At 68.1% G+C, this 17760-nt stretch carries 14 protein-coding genes; 4 read left to right on the top strand and 10 right to left on the bottom strand.

Annotation, left to right across the window (positions count from 1 at the left end; translation table 11 throughout):
- Positions 1-76 precede the first annotated feature (76 nt).
- From aceA to metE, 3 genes are all read left to right on the top strand, one after another.
- Entirely contained in the window at positions 77-1366 is a 1290-nt protein-coding gene (aceA, locus tag BOX37_RS30490; protein ID WP_071930617.1) for an isocitrate lyase, read from the top strand.
- A gap of 165 nt (positions 1367-1531) precedes the next feature.
- Positions 1532-2398 carry a 3-hydroxybutyryl-CoA dehydrogenase gene (locus tag BOX37_RS30485; protein ID WP_276207224.1) on the top strand — a complete coding sequence of 289 codons (867 nt, stop codon included), beginning with the start codon at positions 1532-1534 and terminating at the stop codon, positions 2396-2398.
- Between the two features lie 439 nt (positions 2399-2837).
- Entirely contained in the window at positions 2838-5162 is a 2325-nt protein-coding gene (gene metE, locus BOX37_RS30480) for a 5-methyltetrahydropteroyltriglutamate--homocysteine S-methyltransferase (protein WP_071930616.1), read from the top strand.
- A 31-nt stretch (positions 5163-5193) separates the two neighbouring features.
- Here metE and BOX37_RS30475 read toward each other — a convergent pair whose 3' ends face one another.
- The 3 genes from BOX37_RS30475 to BOX37_RS30465 form a co-directional block, all read right to left on the bottom strand.
- Positions 5194-6528 carry a DUF1254 domain-containing protein gene (locus BOX37_RS30475; RefSeq protein ID WP_071932016.1) on the bottom strand — a complete coding sequence of 445 codons (1335 nt, stop codon included), beginning with the start codon at positions 6526-6528 and terminating at the stop codon, positions 5194-5196.
- Positions 6529-6670: 142 nt separating this feature from the next.
- Positions 6671-7867 (bottom strand): AI-2E family transporter, encoded by a 1197-nt coding sequence (locus tag BOX37_RS30470; RefSeq protein WP_071930615.1) that lies wholly within the window; start codon positions 7865-7867, stop codon positions 6671-6673.
- A gap of 519 nt (positions 7868-8386) precedes the next feature.
- The gene (locus tag BOX37_RS30465) at positions 8387-9439 is read right to left on the bottom strand and encodes an NAD(P)-dependent alcohol dehydrogenase (RefSeq protein WP_071930614.1); all 1053 of its coding nucleotides are present in this window, start codon (positions 9437-9439) and stop codon (positions 8387-8389) included.
- A gap of 117 nt (positions 9440-9556) precedes the next feature.
- Between BOX37_RS30465 and BOX37_RS30460 the strand changes: the two genes are divergently transcribed.
- A complete protein-coding gene (locus tag BOX37_RS30460; RefSeq protein ID WP_240505113.1) occupies positions 9557-10645 on the top strand; it encodes a S1C family serine protease in 1089 nt (362 codons plus the stop codon).
- Here the strand turns inward: BOX37_RS30460 and BOX37_RS30455 are convergent.
- From BOX37_RS30455 to BOX37_RS30425, 7 genes are all read right to left on the bottom strand, one after another.
- Positions 10642-11208 (bottom strand): vitamin K epoxide reductase family protein, encoded by a 567-nt coding sequence (locus BOX37_RS30455; protein ID WP_071930612.1) that lies wholly within the window; start codon positions 11206-11208, stop codon positions 10642-10644. The two genes, BOX37_RS30460 and BOX37_RS30455, sit on opposite strands and share 4 nt — an antisense overlap.
- Positions 11205-11960 carry a DsbA family protein gene (locus BOX37_RS30450; RefSeq protein ID WP_071930611.1) on the bottom strand — a complete coding sequence of 252 codons (756 nt, stop codon included), beginning with the start codon at positions 11958-11960 and terminating at the stop codon, positions 11205-11207. Before BOX37_RS30450 ends, BOX37_RS30455 begins: the two co-directional genes overlap by 4 nt.
- A gap of 84 nt (positions 11961-12044) precedes the next feature.
- Positions 12045-12890, bottom strand: a complete 846-nt coding sequence (locus tag BOX37_RS30445; RefSeq protein ID WP_071930610.1) for a polyphosphate kinase 2 family protein — start codon at positions 12888-12890, stop codon at positions 12045-12047.
- Between the two features lie 15 nt (positions 12891-12905).
- Positions 12906-14363: an alanine/glycine:cation symporter family protein gene (locus BOX37_RS30440; protein ID WP_071930609.1), complete on the bottom strand. Its 1458-nt coding sequence runs from the start codon at positions 14361-14363 to the stop codon at positions 12906-12908.
- 63 nt (positions 14364-14426) lie between these two features.
- A complete protein-coding gene (locus BOX37_RS30435) occupies positions 14427-15056 on the bottom strand; it encodes a class I SAM-dependent methyltransferase (RefSeq protein WP_071930608.1) in 630 nt (209 codons plus the stop codon).
- On the bottom strand, positions 15053-16306 hold the full coding sequence (locus tag BOX37_RS30430; protein ID WP_071930607.1) for a saccharopine dehydrogenase family protein: 1254 nt from the start codon (positions 16304-16306) through the stop codon (positions 15053-15055). Before BOX37_RS30430 ends, BOX37_RS30435 begins: the two co-directional genes overlap by 4 nt.
- Positions 16307-16316: 10 nt before the next feature.
- Entirely contained in the window at positions 16317-17735 is a 1419-nt protein-coding gene (locus BOX37_RS30425) for an ABC1 kinase family protein (RefSeq protein ID WP_071932015.1), read from the bottom strand.
- Between the last annotated feature and the right edge of the window lie 25 nt (positions 17736-17760).

Here is a 17760-nt window from a genome sequence, read left to right as displayed (position 1 = left end):
AAGGCGTTCAGACGCCGGATGTTTCACTGGCCGCGCGGCGCGGAGCACCGACCACACCGAGGAAGTGGAGTCAGAGATGTCGATCCCCGGCACCCCGAAGACCGCTGCGGAAATCCAGCAGGATTGGGACACCAACCCGCGTTGGAAGGGTATTACCCGCAACTACACCGCCGAGCAGGTCACCAAGCTGCAGGGCAACGTTGTCGAGGAGCACACCCTCGCGCGCCGTGGTGCCGAGATCCTCTGGGACCTCGTCAACAACGAGGACTACATCAACTCCCTCGGTGCCCTCACCGGCAACCAGGCCGTGCAGCAGGTCCGCGCCGGTCTGAAGGCCATCTACCTGTCGGGCTGGCAGGTCGCCGGTGACGCGAACCTGTCCGGCCACACCTACCCCGACCAGTCGCTGTACCCGGCGAACTCGGTCCCGTCGGTGGTCCGTCGCATCAACAACGCGCTGCTGCGCGCCGACGAGATCTCCAAGGTCGAGGGCGACGACTCCGTCAAGAACTGGCTGGCCCCGATCGTGGCCGACGCCGAGGCCGGCTTCGGTGGCGCGCTGAACGCCTACGAGCTGCAGAAGGCGATGATCGCCGCCGGTGCCGCCGGTGTCCACTGGGAGGACCAGCTGGCCTCGGAGAAGAAGTGCGGCCACCTCGGTGGCAAGGTGCTGATCCCCACCCAGCAGCACATCCGCACCCTGACCTCCGCGCGTCTCGCGGCCGACGTCGCCGACGTGCCGTCGGTGATCATCGCCCGCACCGACGCCGAGGCCGCCACCCTGCTCACCACCGACGTGGACGAGCGTGACCGTGAGTTCCTGGACGGCACCCGTACCGCCGAGGGCTTCTTCGGTGTGAAGAACGGCATCGAGCCCTGCATCGCGCGTGCCAAGGCCTACGCCCCCTACGCCGACCTCATCTGGATGGAGACCGGCGTGCCGGATCTCGAGGTCGCGCGCAAGTTCGCCGAGTCGGTGCGCAGCGAGTTCCCGGACCAGCTGCTGGCCTACAACTGCTCGCCTTCGTTCAACTGGAAGGCGCACCTGGACGACGCGACCATCGCGAAGTTCCAGCGTGAGCTCGGCGCGATGGGCTTCAAGTTCCAGTTCATCACCCTGGCCGGCTTCCACTCGCTCAACTACGGCATGTTCGACCTGGCGCACGGCTACGCTCGCGAGGGCATGACCGCGTTCGTCGACCTGCAGGAGCGCGAGTTCAAGGCTGCCGCCGAGCGTGGCTTCACCGCCATCAAGCACCAGCGTGAGGTCGGTGCCGGCTACTTCGACACCATCGCCACCACCGTGGACCCGAACACCTCGACGGCGGCCCTGAAGGGCTCCACCGAAGAGGGTCAGTTTCACTGAGTTGCTTTGACCAGCAACGGATTTCCTCTACAAAAGTAGGGGTGTACGCCCTCCCCCGTCGATCAGCCCCGACGGGGGAGGGCATCCCTATACTGTGGGCCGAAACCCGCGGGTTACAGGGCCGAAATCCGCGGCGCCAGCCGCTAATAGATACAGGAGCGGGACGTGAGCAGCAGCGAGAAGATCCAGCGCGTCGGAATCATCGGCGCGGGACAGATGGGCGCTGGTATCGCCGAAGTGTGCGCACGCGCGCACGTCGACGTCCTCGTCTACGAGACCACCCGTGAACTCGCCGCTGCGGGCCGCGCGCGCATCCTGCGCTCGCTGGATCGTGGCGTGAGCAGCGGCAAGATCACCGAGCGCGAGCGGGAGCAGGCCGCCTGGCGGCTGCGCTTCACCTCCGATCTCAGCGACTTCGCCGACCGTCAGCTGGTGGTCGAGGCCGTTGTCGAGAACGAAGAGGTCAAGACCGGCATCTTCAGCGAGCTGGACAAGGTCGTCACCGACCCCGACGCTGTGCTCGCCTCCAACACCTCATCCATCCCGATCATGAAGATCGCCGTCGCCACCGCGAACCCCGAGCGCGTGGTGGGCCTGCACTTCTTCAACCCGGTGCCGGTGCTGCCGCTGGTCGAGCTGGTCACCACGCTCAAGACCAGCGAGCCGGTCGCCAAGCGTGCCGAGCAGTTCGCCGCCGACATCCTGGGCAAGCAGGTCGTTCGTTCGGCCGACCGCTCCGGTTTCGTGGTCAACGCGCTGCTGGTGCCGTACCTGCTCTCGGCCATCCGGATGGTCGAGTCGGGCTTCGCCACCAAGGAAGACGTCGACAAGGCCATGGTGCTCGGCTGTGCTCACCCGATGGGCCCGCTGGCGCTGACCGACCTGGTCGGGCTCGATACGGTGAAGTCGATCGCGGACTCGATGTACTCGGAGTTCAAGGAGCCGCTGTACTCGGCGCCGCCGCTGCTGATGCGCATGGTCGAAGCCGGCCTGCTCGGCAAGAAGACGGGCGCTGGTTTCTACCAGTACTAGTTGGAGCGCTGGCGCGCTCGAGTTCGCGCCCCCGGCGGTCCCGCCGATCAGGCACCGTGGCTTGCTCCTTCGTCGCCTACGCCACGGCGCCTGATCGGCGGGACGGGCGCGAACCGCCGACTTCGTCGGCGGACCCTCCTCGAGGTCGGGTCGTGCGGGGCTGGGTTTGTTGCAACGGTGGCGCCCTCGGAGTTCGCGGCCCTGTCTTCTCGAGGTCGGGTCTTCCGGGGTTGGGCTTGATGGAGCGCTGGCGCTCGCGGTTCGCGGCCCTGCCGGTCCCGGTCGTGCGGGGTTGGGTGAGCGTGTCGAGGTCAGCGCCTAAGCTGCATAGTGCCGGTCCGGGGATTCGGGGCGGCTGAATTATCGCGAGCGCAGCGTTGCTCGGTGGACCACTGGCACTGGTTGGTCCCGAGCAGGTGATGGAAGGGATGTCCCGGTCATGGTCAACGTCACCGATGGATTCGGGTCGAGTGTTCTCGGCTATCCGAGAGTCGGTCCGCACCGCGAGCTCAAGCGTGCGCTCGAGGCGTATTGGCGCGGATCGCTCGAGCGCGAGGAGCTGCTCGCGGTCGGCCGCGACATCCAGGAGCGTCAGTTCAACGAGCTGGCCGCGACCGGACTCACCCAGGTTCCCGGCAACACCTTCTCCTTCTACGACCACGTGCTCGACAACGCGCTGCTCTTCGGCGCGGTCCCGTCACGGTTCGCCGAGTACCAGGAGGGTCTGGACCCGCTGGACTTCTACTTCCTGATGGCGCGCGGCAACCCGGATCTGCCGCCGCTGGAGCTGGTGCGCTTCTTCGGCACCAACTACCACTACCGCCAGCCCGAACTCGACGCCGACACCACGTTCTCGCTGCATCCCGAGGCCCTGCTCGACGAGTGGGACCGGGCGATGGAGCGCGGGATCGAACTGCGTCCGGTGGTGCTGGGTCCGGTGTCGCTGCTGCTGCTGTCGAAGGCGGGGCACGTGCCCGGCGAGGCCGAGTTCGACACGCTGAGCCTGCTCGACCAGCTGCTGCCGTTCTACGAGGAGCTGTTCGAGCTGCTGGCCAAGCGCGGCTCGACCTGTGTCCAGCTCGACGAGCCCTGCTTCACCGGTGAGCGCTCGCCCGCCGAACTGGCCGCGTTCGAGAAGGCCTACCAGACGCTGTCGAAGGCGCCGCTGCGTCCGCGCATCCTGGTCACCGGGCAGTACGGCGATTTCGGTGAGGCGCTGCGGATCCTGGCCGCGAGCAATGTCGAGGCGATCGGGCTGGATCTGTCCGCCTACCGGATGACGCCGGAGGAGCTGGCCGCGATCCCGGGGATCAAGCGCAAGCGGATCTACGCCGGTGTCATCAGCGGCACCAATGTCTGGCGCGCCGACCGCTACGTGACGTTGAACTACCTCAACTCGATCGCCGAGGTCTGCCCCGACCTGGTCGTGTCCACCGGCACCACGCTGTTGCACGTGCCCTATGACGTGCTCGCCGAGTACGACATCGAGGGCAATGTCGCCGACCGGCTCGCCTTCGCCAAGCAGAAGGTGGGCGAGGTGGTCTCGCTGGCCAAGGCGCTCACCGAGGGCCCGTCGGAGAACTGGCGCAAGCGGCCCACCGAGGTGCACTTCAAGCAGAAGCACGCGGTGCGGCAGCGGGTGTACGCGGTGACCCCGGACATGCGTGAACGCGAACCGTACGTGGTGCGCCGTGCCGCGCAGCAGGAACGGCTGAACCTGCCGGTGGTGCCCGCCACCACGCTGGGTTCGTTCCCGCAGAGCGGCAAGCTGCGGCAGGCCCGTCACGAGGTGGCCTCGGGGCGGCTGTCCGAGCAGGACTACCGCAAACTGGTCGAGGCCGAGATCGAGGCGACGATCCGGCTGCAGGAGGACATCGGCCTCGATGTGTTCGTGCACGGTGAGCACGAGCGCAACGACATGATCCAGTACTTCGCCGAGCAGCTCGACGGCTTCGCCACCACCCGCTTCGGCTGGGTGCAGGTGTACGGATCACGCTGTGTGCGACCGCCGGTCGTCTACGGCGATGTCTCGCGTCCGGCGCCGATGTCGGTCGAGTGGACCAGCTACGCGCAGTCGCTGACCGACCGGCCGGTGAAGGGCATGGTCACCGGACCGGTCACCATGCTGGCCCGCTCCTTCGTGCGCCAGGACCAGCCGCTCTACGAGACCGCCGACCAGGTGGCGCTGGCCATCCGCGACGAGGTGGTCGACCTGGAGAAGGCCGGTATCGCGATCATCCAGGTCGACGAACCCGCCATCCGCGAGCTGCTGCCCTCGCGTCCGCACGGACGCGAGGAGTACCTGCGCTGGGCGGTCGCCGCGTTCAAGCTGGCCACCTCCGGTGTGCGCGCCGACACCCAGATCCACACCCACATCGGCTACTCCGGTCGCACCGAGGTGGTCGACGCGATCGATCAGCTCGATGCCGATGTCACCGCGATCGTGGCGACCCGCTCGATCGAGTGGGTCATCGAGGCGCTCACCGAGGACGTCGCGAGCGGCCACGGTCTCAGCCACGGCGTCGGCCCCGGTGTCTACGAGAGCCGCTCGGCCCGCATCCCCGACATCGACGAGTTCGACGAGCTCCTCACCCAGGCCGCCAACGCCGTGACCCCGCAACGTCTGTGGGCCAACCCGGATGGCGGCCTCAAGACCCGCCACTACTGGCAGCTCGAGCCGTCACTGCGCAACATGGTCGCCGCCGCGCGCCGAGTGCGTCGGCGGGCACTGGCTGCCGAAGCCGAAGCGGCCTCGGCGGAGTAGACGCGAAACCGGCGCGCCCGGTTCTGCCGGCTCAGGTTCTGTTGATCTGGGGCAGGACGTAGGTCTGGTCGATGACCGGGGGCTGGGGCGCGTACATGCGCATGCAGGGGCGGAAGTCTCCGTCCGGGGCCGGAAGCCAGTTCGCGCGGGCTTTGGGGTCGCTGGGTTCGACGTGGCTGATGGTGATGGTGAGCGCGCCGTTCTCGTCGTAGACGAGGCCGGGCGTGCGGTCACCGATCGAGTAGCGGTCGATCGGGTTGGCGCACAGATAGAAGTCCGGCATCGAATACATGGTGACCGACCAGAACGCGTCGACCGGCGGGGTGGGGTCCAGGCGCAAGGTGTAGGTGTTCGCGCCGTTCAACTGCGCACCGGTGCTGTCGACGTAGATCATCGCGTAGGCGGCCTCGTAGGCGTGGTTGCCCCAGAGCCCGGCTTTCGCCGCGACGGCGCGCGCCACGATTCGCTGCGTGGGGTCGGCGATCTTGAACTTCTCGTCGTCGAGCGCGCCGACCTCGAAGTAGTCGAGGTTGTAGTCGAAGGTGTGCAGCATCAACTGCCAGACCTCGCCCACGACGCCCGCCCCGCCCCGCATCGCCGTCGTCAGTTCTTCCTGGCCCTCACCGAGCCCGGACCGCAGGGCGGAGGCTCGATCCGGGTCGAGATCGAGGTACGGGGAGTTACCCGCGGTCGTGACGCCGATCGGGGCGAACGATTCCTCGAGTGCGCGATCACGCGGCGCCGGCGGAAACGCCTGCGACCAGACCCGCAGCTTCTCGAGGAACATCAGGTCCGCGGCGACGGCCGGGTCCGGCGACGGAAGGCCGACGGGCTGCGCCGCTCGGTCGAGAGCGGTCAAGGTCGTCGCGTCCTGCAACGCGTGCACGGCGGCGAGATCGGCCTCGTCGGCACAGGCCCACCGGCCGACGATCACCCCGACGGTGGTCGGGAATCGGATGAGCGTCGTGGCGTCCGGGGTCGTGCCTTGCCAGCCCGGCGGTACCAGCAGATAGTCGCCCTCGCGGTTGCCGGTGGCCCGGGTGCCGACGTAGGCGAAGTTGTCGGTCCAGGCGTCGATGAACTGCATGACGTAGTACCGGTCCTCGGTGGGCGGCACATGGAGGGTGACCGGACCGACCGAGAGGTCGACCGGCGCGATCGAGTACACGGTGTCGTTGTTGACCGAGACGAACGTCGCGCTCGCGTCGGCGAGGACGCGAGCGTGGGAGAAGCTGTTGTACGGCGTCGCCGGGCTCGAACCGACACCTTCGCGGACGAATCGATCGATGGAATCGAGGTTGAACACGAGCGGGAACCCGTACAGGTAGGACTGCGCGGCGAGTTCGGATACGGGCGGGTTCGTCATGGGGACCAGCCTCGGCGGGAGCGCCGGGGTGCGCATCATCCGTCGAGGGTGAAATGAGGTACGGGTCGACCGGCCATGGACGGTCGACGGCGGCGATGCCGGTACTGCGAGCAGGACGGTCAGGCGGTCGGCACGCCGATGCTCACTCTTCGTCCGATTCGGCGGGTTCGGGCTTGGATTGCCCGCGCTTCTTCCTCGGCCGGACCGGTGTGTCCTCGGTGACCTCGTAGCGGCGAACGTAGGCGGCGGCGAAACCCTGCAGGGTGGCGGTGACGGGAATGGCCAGCAGGGCGCCCGTGGGTCCGAGTAGCGCGGCACCGGCGATCACCGCCCCGAAGGCCACCGCCGGGTGCATGTCGAGGGTGGTCGCGGTGATTCGTGGTTGCAGGACGTAGTTCTCGAACTGCTGGTAGGCCACGATGAACAGCAGAATCCACAGCGCGGTGATCGGGTCGTTGACCAGGGCGACCAGGACCGGGAGCGCCCCGGCCAGGTAGGTGCCGACGGTGGGGATGAACTGGGAGACGACGCCGACCCACAGGGCCAGCGCGAACGCCGATGGCACGTCGAGCACCCGCAGCGCCACGTAGTGGGCGATCGTCGAGCACAGGGCCAGCAGGGCGCGTGAGTAGATGTAGCCGCCGGTCTTCTCCACCGCGATGTCCCAGGCCCGCAGCACGTGCTTCTGCTGCTTCGGCGGTAGCAGCGAGCACACCCAGGTACGGAATCGTGGCCCGTCGGCGGCGAAATAGAAGGTGAACAGCAGCACTCCGAGCATCTGGAATATCGCGCCGATCGCGACAGTGCCGATGCCCCAGACATTTCCGGCCAGCCCGACCAGATACCCCTCGATCGTGGAACTCCACTCGGTGGCGTAGTGAGTCAGGTCGTCACCGGACAGATCCTGGTTGAAGGTGGCGTTGATCCAGTCGACCAGGTCCTGGACATAGTCCGGCGCGTTCGTCACCAGCATGGTCACCTGATTGACCAGCAGCGCGCCCAGCGTCCAGACGAACGCCACGATCACCACCAGCACCAGCAGGAACACCGCGCCGGTGCCCGCACCGCGCCGAACCCCGCGCGCGGCAAGCCAGTTCACCGCAGGTTCGATCGCGAACGCCAGGAACAGCGAAACCATCAGCACGGTCAGCAGACCCTGCATCTTGCCCAGCACCCAGAAGGCGGCGATCAGCCCGGCGATGGTCAGCGCGGCGTACAGCAGTGCCCTCGGCAACCACCGCGGCGGTTGCCGCACCGACCAACTCGGCGGCAGCAGCCCCGCCGCGCCGACCGGCGCCGGTGTGGCGGGGCTGGAGGGTTTTTCGTCGTCGTCGGCCACGTCGTCACGGTACCGATCCGGCGGCGACCCGGCCGTGCGGCACGCACGGCCCGAACACATCTGGAGCACAGGCAAACCCCGCAGGGTCACCAACCGGTGACTACTCCCCGAATCCGCACGGCCCCTTCCGGTCCCCGTACGACGGGACCGACAGTGCCACAAACCCCGAGCCCGTCAGCGCTCCAACAAACCGGCCCCGCACATCCCGACCCCGAGGAGGGATCGCCGACGCAGTCGGCGGTTCGCGCCCGTCCCGCCGATCAGGCGCCGGTGCGTACGCGACGAAGGAGCAAGCAACGGTGCCCGATCGACAGGACCGCTCAGGAACGCGAACCCCGAACCCGCCACCGCTCCAACAAACCGGCCCCGCACATCCCGACCCCGAGGAGGGATCGCCGACGCAGTCGGCGGTTCGCGCCCGTCCCGCCGATCAGGTGCCGTGGCGTAGGCGACGAAGGAGCAAGCCACGGCACCTGATCGGCGGGACCGCCGGGGGCGCGAACTCGAGCGCGCCAGCGCTCAAATAGACACAGTATCGATCACGAAGCGGTACTGGACGTCGCTGGCCACGACGCGTTCGTAGGCGGAATCGATCTCGTCGGCGGAGATGAGTTCGATCTCGGCGCCGATGCCGTGGGAGGCGCAGAAGTTCAGCATCTCTTGGGTCTGGGCGATGCCGCCGATCATCGAACCGGCCAGTGAGCGGCGGTAGGCGGCGAGGTGGCGGCCGGTGACGCGCATCGGGTTCTCGGGCAGGCCGAGGATGACCAGGGTGCCGTCGAGGGCGAGCAGGCGCAGGTAGTGGTCGATCGGGAGGTCGGCGGAGACGGTGTTGATGATCAGGTCGAACCGGCCGCGCAGCTGACGGAAGGTCTCCCGGTCGCTGGTGGCGTAGTAGTGGGAGGCGCCCATCCGCAGGCCGTCGTCGCGCTTGCGTAGCGATTGGCTGAGCACGGTGACCTCGGCACCCAGCGCCGCGGCGATCTTCACCCCGACGTGGCCCAGCCCGCCCATGCCGATGATCGCGACCTTCTTGCCCGGCCCGGCGTTCCAGTGCCGCAGCGGCGAATACAGCGTGATCCCCGCGCACAGCAGCGGCGCGGCGACATCGAGGCCGATCCCCTCGGGAATGGCGACGACGAAGCTCTCACCCACCACGATCTGGGTGGAGTAGCCGCCGATGGTGTACCCGCCGGGCTGCACCGACTCCGCGACGGGGGAGTTGTAGGTCCAGGTCGCGCCGGTGGCGCAGTACTGCTCCTCGCCGGCCAGACACGGTTCACACTTGCCACAGGAGTTCACCAGGCAGCCGACGCCGACCCGGTCACCGACCTGATATTTGCGCACCTCCGGACCGACGGCCGCGACGATGCCCGCGATCTCGTGACCGGGCACGCACGGGTACTGCGCACCACCCCATTCGTCGCGGGCGGTGTGGATGTCGGAGTGGCAGATGCCGGTGTACTTGATGTCGATCAGGACATCGTCGGGCCCGAGTGCGCGGCGTTCGACCGTGACCTTCTCGAAGGATCCGTCCGGGGCGGACATGGCGTAGGCGGCTGCGGTGCTCATGGATACATGCCTACAGCCGCATGCGAGGTTTGCCAACCCACCGGTTCCGGATCGAGACCGGCGGACCGGGAAATCGGGTGACAATGGAACCGTCGGCTCGGGAGAGAGGACGTGCGCGTGCATCGTGTGGGTCGGGTGCTGGTGACGCTGCTCGTCGCGGGGCTCGGCGTGTGCGCGTTCCTCGGTTACCGCGGTGAGGTGGGGTTTTTCGGCTCGGGCCCGGCGGCGGAGTTCGTCGCGACCGCGGAGCAACCGGCGCCGGTGCCGTTGGATCCGGTGCTGGTCGCCGATCAGGTGCGGCCCGCGCTGGTCAACATCTCGGTCGAGTCCTCGCCGTTGGGCATCGGCGCGGCCGGATCGGGGATCGTGCTCACCGCGGACGGGCAGGTCCTGACCAGCCATCACGTGATCAAGGGCGCCGAGGTGCTGACAGTGACCGGCATCGGCAACGGACTGGCCTACAACGCGACGGTCCTCGGGTACGACTCGGCCGCTGACATCGCGCTGCTGTCGTTGACCGGCGCCTCGGGCCTGGCGACCGCCCGGCTCGGCACCTCCGCCGACCTGCGGATCCGGCAGGAGGTGCTGGCCATCGGCGACGCGGGCGGTGACGGTGGCGCGCCCGACTCGGTCGCCGGACCGATCACCGGCCTGAACGCGACCATCATCGCGATGAATTCCGCCGACCTGACCCGCAAGGCGCTGCACGGCATGGTGGAGATCGCCGCGCCGGTGGTCGGCGGGCAGTCCGGTGGCGCGCTGGTCGACGCCACCGGCGCGGTCGTCGGGGTGATCACGGCCGCGTCGGGGGAGCGCGGCCGGACCGAGCACCAGACGAAACCGGCCAATGGCTACGCGGTGCCGATCGACACCGCTGTGCGGATCGTCGAGCAGATCCGGTCGGGCACACCGACCGAGAGCGTGCACATCGGCCCGACCGCCACCCTCGGTGTGCAGATCGTCGACGCCGAGCCGGCGGGCGCCCAGGTGAACTGGGCCTTCTACGGACAACCCGCGCGGGCCGCCGGGATCGGTACCGGTGACATCATCACCGCCGTCGACGGGCGGGCGATCACCACCGCCAAGGCGTTGAGGTCGGCGATCAATGTCCGCAAACCCGCCGATGTCGTCCTGCTCGACGTCATCGCGCCCGACGGCACCACCCGCACGGTCGAGGTGGTGCTCGGCTGGGGAACGCCCAGTTAGACCAGGCTCAGCCAGTAGTCCTGGAACTTCAGGAACACCAGCAGCAGCACCACCGCGTAGAACACCACGACCAGGGTCCAGCGCCATTCGGCCAGGATGCCCATCACCCCGCGCGCGCGACCCCAGGTCTCCTGGGTGGTCACCGCGAACAGCACCGGCACCGCCGCCCACACCACCATGCAGTACGGGCACAGCGCGTTGATCCGGTACAGGCTCTGGAAGATCAGCCAGCACAGCCCGGCCATCCCGAGCACCGTGCCCAGCCACAACCCGCCCCAGACCCAGCGCGGGAAACCGACCGCGACCACGGCGAGTACTGCCAGCGTCACGACGACCGAGAAGCCGACGACACCGATCAGCGGATTGGGGAACCCGAATACCGCGGCCTGGTCGGTCGTCATGATCGAGCCACACGAGAGCACCGAGTTGATGCTGCACGAGGTCACGTAGTCGGGGTCGACGAACAGCTTGAACCGTTCGACGGTGAGGGTGAACGACGCCAACCAACCCGCCAGCCCGGCGATCAACAGCAGCCAGGCCGAGCGGGCGGAGGCGGTGATCACTTGGCCGCGTCAGCGATCACGGACGCCAGGCCGTTCGGAGTGAAGAGCGCGTCGGTCTGGTTCAGCTCGCCGTTGACGAACACCGACGGGGTCGACTCGACGCCACCGGCCATGGTCTCCTGGGTGACCGCCATGACGTAGTCGTGGTAGGGCCGGTCGACGATGCAGGTGGTGACGGCCGGATCGGTGTACCCGGCGTCGTTCGCGATCTGGACCAGCTCCTCGTTGGACAGCCCCGCACCGCCCTCGCCCGACTGGCGCTCGAACATCGACTGCAGCCAGTCCTGGTAGTTGTCCGTACCGGACTGCGCCACGCAGAAGGAGGCGTTCGCGGCCCGCGAGGAGTACTGGTTGCTCGAGGCCCGGTCGAGGAACGAGATGACCTGGTACTCGACCACCGCGGTCCCGTTGGCGGTCGCCTCGGCGAGCGCGGCGCCATTGGCGGTCTCGAACTGCTGGCAGGCCGGGCACTGCATATCGGCGACGACGCGGACCTGCACCGGCGCGTCCGGGTTGCCGACCCGCACGGTGCCGGTCTCGGTGACCGCGCCGCCGACCGGCGACAACTGTGTCTCGACGGGAGGCGTGATCTCCGCGCTGACCTCGGGCTCGGACGACCTGTTCATCGCGATGCCGATGCCGATCGCGGCGACCAGCGCCACCAGTACCGCGGTGACACCGACCTGGATCGCGATCTTGCGCTTCTTGTCGGCCGCCTCGGCTTTGGCCAGCGGGTTCTTCCCGGTGCTCACCGTCGTCTCACGCCTTTCGTTCGTCGTCTCCCCACCGGAGACATCATGCGGGCCGAACCTGAGAGTTTCCGAAAAAGATCGCCGTCAGGACTCGTCGAGCCTGCGCAACTGCTCGGCGACGTCGAAATCGGCGGGCGGCCAGTCCAGATTCAGACCTGTCAGCGCGTCGATCAACAGCTCGGTGACCGCGAGGCGCGAGTACCACTTGTTGTCGGCGGGCAGCACGTACCAGGGCGCGTAATCGGTGTTCGTGCGGTCAAGGAGCGTCTCGTAGGCTTTCTGGTACTCGGGCCAGTAGGCGCGTTCGGAGATGTCGGAGGGGTTGAACTTCCAGTACTTGTCGGGGCGCTCGAGGCGCTCGCGCAGCCTGCGCTTCTGTTCCTCGAGCGAGACGAACATGGCGACCTTGATGATCATCGTCCCGTTCTCGCTGACCTCGCGTTCGAACTCGTTGATCAGGTCGTAGCGGGGTTCCCACTCCCGCTGGGGCACCAGTTCGTGCACCCGCACCACCAGCACGTCCTCGTAATGCGACCGGTCGAACACGCCGATCTGGCCGTGCGCGGGCAGCCGCTTGCGGATGCGCCACAGGAAGTCGTGTTGCAGTTCCTCCGGGGTCGGCACGCCGAAGGACGCGTGATCGACACCCTGCGGGTCGACCGAACCGATGACGTGGCGCACGATGCCGCCCTTGCCCGCGGTGTCCATGCCCTGCAACACCAACAGCACACTGCGGGTGCCTCCGGTGCGCCCGTGGGCGAACAGCTTCTCCTGCAGGTCCGAGAGCACCGTGGCGCGTTCGGCGAGCAGTTCCTTGCCCTCCCGCTTGCCGCCGGTGAAGCCGGGAGTGCTGGAGGTGTCGAGATCGGCCACCCGCTGACCGTTCGCGCGCAGCGCGGTGACAGCGGGCTCGGCCCAGTGTTTCGCCATTTCCCATGCCTACCACTACTGCGGGCGGTCGGTCGGCAAGCTCGACGCAATCGTTGTCTGCCAGCAGGCTACCCCGGCGGGGTCGGCGATCTCGGGGCGGTGCACGTACACCGGATCGACGCCGGCCTTGCGCTGCGCGCGATAGTCGGCGAGCAGCCGGAACGCGATGACGCCGAGCGGGATGATCGCGGTCAGGTTGACCAGCGCCATCACACCCATGAACACGTCGGCCAGGTTCCAGACCAGGCTCACCGAACCGAGCGCGCCGCCGAAGACGGCCAGCAGCACCAGAACCCGGAACGCGGTGAGCACCTGCGGCTTGTCGGTGATGAACTCGATATTGGTTCGGCCGTAGTAGAAGTTTCCGATCATCGAGCTGAAGGCGAGCATGAACACGACCGCGGTGAGGACGTGGCCGGCCCACGTGCCCAGCGTGGCCTGGAGCGCGCTCTGGGTGAGGTCGGCGCCGCGCCGCTCGGACAGATCGGGGTGGCTGGTCAAGATGATGAACGCGGTGATCGAGCAGATGAGCAGGGTGTCGAAGTAGACGCCGAGCGACTGCACCAGCCCCTGCTTGACCGGATGGGAGACATCGGCGGCCGCGGCGGCGTTCGGTGAGGAGCCGAGACCGGCCTCGTTGGAGAACATGCCGCGACGGATGCCCTGCGCGATGGCGACGCCGATCCCGCCGCCGACCACCTCGCGCAGCCCGAACGCCCCGCCCACGATATCGGCCACCACCCGGGGCAGGTCGCCGATGTTGAGCGCTACCACCGCGATACCGAGCAGCAGATACACCATCGCCATCACCGGGACGAGTACCTCGGTGATGTGGCTGATCCGGCGGACCCCACCGAAGATCACCAGGCCGAGCAGGGTACTCAGGCACAGCCCGATCAGCGGGGCGAACCAGTCGCCGTCCAGCGCCGACAGGGTGGCTCGGCCGGTGGCCACGATGGTGTTCGACTGCACCGCGTTGAACACGAAACCGAAGGTCACCGTGATGATGACCGCGAAGATCATGCCCTGCCAGCGTCGCCGCAGGCCGTGTTCCATGTAGTAGGCGGGTCCGCCGCGGAAGGTGCCCGGCTCGTGCTCGGGCCGCTTGTACAGCTGGGCGAGCGTCGATTCCACGAATGCCGAGGCCGCGCCGAGGGTGGCCATCGCCCACATCCAGAACACCGCGCCCGGTCCGCCCACACTGATCGCGGTGGCGACGCCGGCGATGTTGCCGGTGCCGACCCGCGCCGCCGCCGAGATGCTGAACGCACCGAACGCCGAGACCGAGCGCTTCCCGTCAGCGGCGACCGGGCCCTTCTCGGCGACCGCCCGGAACATCTCCGGGATCATCCGCAACTGCACGACCCCACTGCGCACCGTGAAGTACAGTCCGGCGCCGATCACCAGCGGAATCAGCAACCAGCTCCACAACACGTCGTTGATATCGACGACCACCGAGTTCACCGCGTCCATGCCGCGAAACGCTACCGCCCGGCTATCGCCGCACCCGCCAGGCCGCGCCCGACAGCAGCGTGATCACGCTTTCGTGGCGTCGACGTACTGCATGAATCGGTGCACGCGCTGGTGAATCTCGGTGAGCCCGGACTCGGCGAACAACCGCGGGAAGGTGTCGCGGTCGAACAGGCGCAGGCCACTGATGCTCGCGGCGAGGGTGGTGGCCCGACCGAAGAGGTTGTCGTCGCGGTAGCTGGTGGTGATGGCGATGCGGCCGCCGGGGGCGAGGACGCGGATCATCTCCCGGGTGGCGGTGATCGGGTCGGGGATCAGGTAGAGGGCGCCGAAACAGCAGACGGCGTCGAAGGTTCCGTCGGCGAAGGGCAGGGTGCGAGCGTCGCCGCGGACGTAGCCGACGCGGGGGCCGGAGTTGTCGGCGGCGGCCTTGGCCAGCATGGGTTCGGAGTAGTCCAGACCAGTGACGTAGCCGTCGCCGGTGAGGTGGTCGCTGAGGTGGCGGGTGAAATTGCCGGGGCCGCAAGCGAGGTCGAGCACCTTCTGTTCGCCGTCGAGGCGCAGGGTGTCGACCGCGTCGCGGCGGTCGTCACCGGTGGTGCGTCCGCTGGCCAGGTAGAACAGCGTCGGCCGCCAGGCGTGTTCGTACACGGCGGCCAACGCGGGGGCGTTCATGGTCTTGCGGGCGAGATTCACTGCCGGGTGACCTCGATGGTCATGCCCGCGCCGCGCAGCCGCTCGGTGAGCGCCTCGCCCATCGCGGTGGCGGGGGTGAGAATGCCCGCGCGCTGGGGGAGTTCGTCGAAAGCCAGTGACAGCCCGCTCTGGCCGAGCAGCACCGCGGTGGCCTGGTAGCCGGGGTCACCGGTGCCCGAGAACGTGGCCTGATACTTGGCGCCGGAGCTGGTGCGGGCGAAGGTCCTCATGGTGAACCAGCCACTGCGACGGGCCTTTTCGCTGGGGCCGGTGCCGGGCTTGGGCAGGATCCGGTCGAGCAGCTTGCGACCGAGCGACACCCGCGACAGCACCGCACCCGAGGCCATGCCGGCCACGATGCCGCCCGCGATCCCCGCGGCGACCAGCGGTGCGGCGGTCGAGCGGCCCGCGTTCATCACCTCGCGGTAGCGGAACTGCTTGCCGTAGGCCCAGCCGAGCAGGCCGTTGGAGCGGCGCACGACCTTGGTGTTGTGCGAGGCCATGATGAAGGTGGTGACCCAGCCGTCGAGGCTGGGATCGATGTTCTCGGCGCGTGAGAGCGCCTGATCGGACTGGCGGCCCACCTCGGGCTCCATCGAGCGGTCCGGGCTCAGCGAGTACGGGTGGGCCAGGATCTTGCCGCGCGTGGAATCGCTGGCGACGTCCTCCATCATGGCCCGACCGGAATCGATGGTGCCGCCGCTCATGCCGCCCTTGAGGTAGGCGACGAGGGTGGTGTCCTCGAGCTCGCCGGTGTCGTCGGCGACGGTCGCGCGATAGATCTCGTAGACGCTCAGATCCGACGGAATCGAGTCGTAGCCACAGGAATTCACGATCTTGGCGCCGGAGTCGATCGCGGACTGCTCGAACTGCTCGATGGCGTCGTGGATGAACAGCGGCTCACCGGTGAGATCGGCGTAGTGGGTGCCCGCGGCGGCGCACGCGCCCAGCAGCGGCAGGCCGTAGCGCAGGTACGGGCCGACCGTGGTGACCACGACCTTCGTCCGCTCGGCCAGCGCGACCAGGGAGGGCTGGTCGGTCGAATCGGCCACGACCAGTTCCCAGTTCGCCGCGGCCGGGCCCAGCTCGGCGCGCACGGCGGCGAGCTTGTCGGCCGAGCGACCGGCCAGCGCGATCCGCGCGCCCGCCGGCGCGGCGGTGAGCAGGTACTCGGCGGTGAGTTTGCCGACGAAGCCCGTGGCGCCGAACAGGGTCAGGTCGAACTCGCGGTGCTCAGGACTCACGGGCATGGCGTGCCTTTCATCGGGTGCTCGTCTTGCGGGAACGGGTCTTCTTCGCCGGTTTCGGCGGGTGGGTGCTCAGCCATTCGCGGTGGGCGAGGCCGAGTTCGGTGACCGGCGGCTCGTCGTAGAGCCATTCCCGGGCGATCAGATGCCAGTTGGCAGTGCACTCGAGCTGGCCGAGCATACCGAAGGTGAGGAAGTCGGCGCGACGGGAGAACAGATGCTCGGGCGGCAGGTTCTGCTGCTTCATGCCGGTGAACTCGCTGGCACGCGGGTCGACCGCGAGCAGGAACGCGCCGCTGGCCAGTTCCGGGGTGATGGTGAGTTCCTCGTCGACCAGACACCACTCCGAGGCCGCGAGCACGTACTCGAGACATTCCTCGGCGCCGATCTCCTCCGGCGAATCGATCACGCCGCGTTCGATCATCAGCTGGCGCAGGTCTTCCGCGCGATCCTCGGCGGCCGCTCGCAGGCACAGCGTCTCGAAATGCACCAGCTTCGGGTCCATCCGGTTGAACAGGCCGAAGTCGAGGAAGGCCACTCGGCCGTCGCGGGCCAGCAGCACATTGCCCGGATGCGGGTCGCCGCAGAACTCGTTGAAGGTGAACAGCGAGCCGACGTAGAAGCGGTAGATGATCTCGCCGACCCGGTCGCGCTCGGCAGCTGGCATATGCCGGATCTCGTCGAAGCCGGTGCCCTCGACGAACTCGCTGACCAGCACCCGGGTGGTCGACAGCTCCGGCACCGCGTTCGGCACCACGATGAACGGGTGGTCGCGGTACAGGTGCGCGATCTCGGTCTGGGTCGCGGCCTCGGCCTGGTAGTCGAGTTCGCTCTCCATGTTCAGCTTCAGCTCGTCGAGCACCGCGGGGGTGATCCACGGCATCGCCGAGGCCAGCACCCGGCGGAACATGGTGAGATTCTTCAGATCCGCGCGCACGGCGGCGTCGACACCGGGGTACTGCACCTTCACCGCGACGGCGCGACCGTCGGGCAGGGTGGCCCGGTACACCTGGCCGATCGAGGCCGCGGCGATGGGTTCGGGATCGAACTCGGCGAACACCTCGGCCAGCGGAGCGCCGAAATCCTGCTCGATCACCGCGCGCATGGATTCGAACGACACCGTGGGTGCCGCGTTGCGCAGCACGGCGAGGCGCTGCTGGAACCGCTCGCGATGGTCCTCGGGCACCAGGTCCAGGTCGAGGACCGACATCATCTGGCCCAGCTTCATCGCGACGCCCTTCATGGTGCCCAGCACCATGACCACCTGTTCGGTGGTGCGGATCATCGACTCCTCGGCCATCCGCGCGCGCACGGCCTCGGACCGTCCGCGCATCGAGAGTCTGGTCTTCTTCGAGCGGATGACCGAACTGGCCGCCACCGCTCCCAGCTTCGTCCCACGGGCAAGCCGGGATGTCGGCACGTTCTTCGCCATCGAGGTACCTCCGTTGGTGCCGACG

The organism is Nocardia mangyaensis (genome assembly GCF_001886715.1).
Taxonomy (GTDB): Bacteria; Actinomycetota; Actinomycetes; order Mycobacteriales; family Mycobacteriaceae; genus Nocardia; species Nocardia mangyaensis.
The sequence above is the reverse complement of the archived record's forward strand: the minus strand, read 5'-3'. Positions and strand labels throughout refer to the sequence as shown.